Genomic DNA, 2,101 nt, shown 5'->3' on the forward strand with positions numbered 1-2,101 from the left:
GTAGCCGGCCTGAAGCCCGGTGTTTATTCTGTAGCAGAAGTTGCATCTGACAGCGATCATATCTTGGATGATACACTGAAGACCGTGACACTGAAAGATGATAATTCTGTAGTAACAGTAGAGTTCACCAATGCTCCTCTTGGCGGACTTCTCATTAAAAAGATGGATGCCGTGACAAAAGAGCCTCTGAGCGATGTTATTTTCAAGGTGACAGACATCAAAGGCGCAGTCGTAGGTGAGTCCAATGGTGAATATCGCACAGATGAAACAGGCAGTATCTATATCCCTCAGCTCATCGGCGGATTCATTGTACAGGAGATCAAGACAAAGGACGGCTATATCCTAGATAACACAGCTAAAACGATCTATATCGAAAAAGGCAAGGTTTATTCCATGGAATTCTTTAACCAGCCCCAGAACGCTTTTGTGATCCAGAAGTTGGACGGCGATACAAAAGCGCCTCTGGCAGATGCCATCATCAAGGTAACAACTGTTGATGATCAGTTTATCGGTCAGTATACGACAGATGAAAGCGGTCTCATTACCATCAAAGGCTTGAAACCAGGTACTTATAAAGTACAGGAAATTTCTGCTCCCGAAGGCTATAATCTGGATAATACAGTGAAACTGGTACATCTGAAGCAGAATGAACCTCAGAAACTGGAACTGTATAACTATAAGAAAGCTGCTCTTATCATCTACAAAGTGGATAAGAAAACACAGGAACCTCTGGCAGGTGCAAAATTTAAGGTAACAGAGATCGACGGTACATACATCGGTGAATATATCACTGGTGCAGACGGCAAAGCCATGATCCCCAAACTGGCACCTAACTGGTATGTGGTAACAGAAACAGCGGCTCCTGAAGGCTATAACATCGATATCCAGTCCAGTAAAAACGTACAGGTGAAGAGCGGTTCCCCTGTAACAGTGAAGTTTGAAAACGATAAGAATGCTACATTGAGAATCGTAAAAACGGATAAGGTAACAGGCAGACCTATGGAAAATGTAGAGTTCACGATTGTCCGTGACGATGGTAAGACATTCGGTAAGCACTACACAAATAAACTGGGTGAAATCAATCTGGAATACAAATTCCCTGCAGATACATACCTCATCAGAGAAACAAACACACTGAAAGGCTATGCGCTGGATACCAATGTGAGAAAAGTGACTCTGGACTGGGGCGATGACCACCTCATCGAATGGGAAAACTATCCTCTGGCATCTATCCGTATTGAAAAGACCGATGCGGAAACAGGCGACCCTATCCCCGGTGTGAAATTCGAAGTGTTCGATAAGAATAATGAATCCCTTGGTACATATACCACAGACAGCGATGGCATCATCCGTCTGGAAAAAATGTTTCTGGGTGACAGCATTTACTATATCGAAGAAAAAGAAAATGAAGGCTATGTAGTAACAAAAGGCCTGCAGACTGTGAAAACAAAATGGGGCAAAACAACAGAAGTCGAACTGGAAAACAAACCGATCATAGGTAAAGTGGAACTGAAGAAGACTGCTGCAGATAATAACCCCATTACAGGCGATCTGAAGGGTGACGGTCTGAAAGGTGCAAAGTTCACCATCTACGATTCCAATGGCAAAAAAGTTGATGTACTGAAAACAGACAGCAAAGGTTTTGCAGAGTCCGATTGGCTGAGATACGGTAAATACACCATGAAGGAAACCACTAGCCCTCTGTACTTCCTCTTGAGTGATGAAACCATCCGTTTTGAAATCAAGAAGGACGGTCAGATCGTTGAGATCGAAAGAGCAAACCAGAGCACGATCCTGAATACCCATGTAGAAAAGAGCGGGTATAAGGAAACCATGGGCGGCTCTGTGATCAGATATGACCTGTATAACATCCAGAATAACTCCAAGGTAGAGCTGGAGGACTTTTATCTCCATGAAAGCCTGCCTGCAGATGCAGCCTATATCACAAGACTGTTCACAGGTACTTTCAATCAGAACCTGAACTACACAATCTATTACAAGACCAATAGAACCGGTACATTCAGAATCCTGAAGGATAATCTGTTCACCAATAAGGTCTATGAAATCGACTGTACAAAGGGTCTGATGGCAGGAGAATACA

General features: G+C 43.3%; 1 protein-coding gene. It reads left to right on the plus strand.

Annotation, left to right across the window (positions count from 1 at the left end):
• Positions 1 to 2,101, plus strand: a 2,101-nt coding sequence (locus tag IJ369_RS10045; protein WP_290718654.1) for an MSCRAMM family protein, incomplete at both ends; no start/stop codon positions are given.

Origin of the sequence: Anaerotignum sp. (genome assembly GCF_017483025.1) — a bacterium.
Taxonomy (GTDB): Bacteria; Bacillota; Clostridia; order Lachnospirales; family Anaerotignaceae; genus Anaerotignum_A.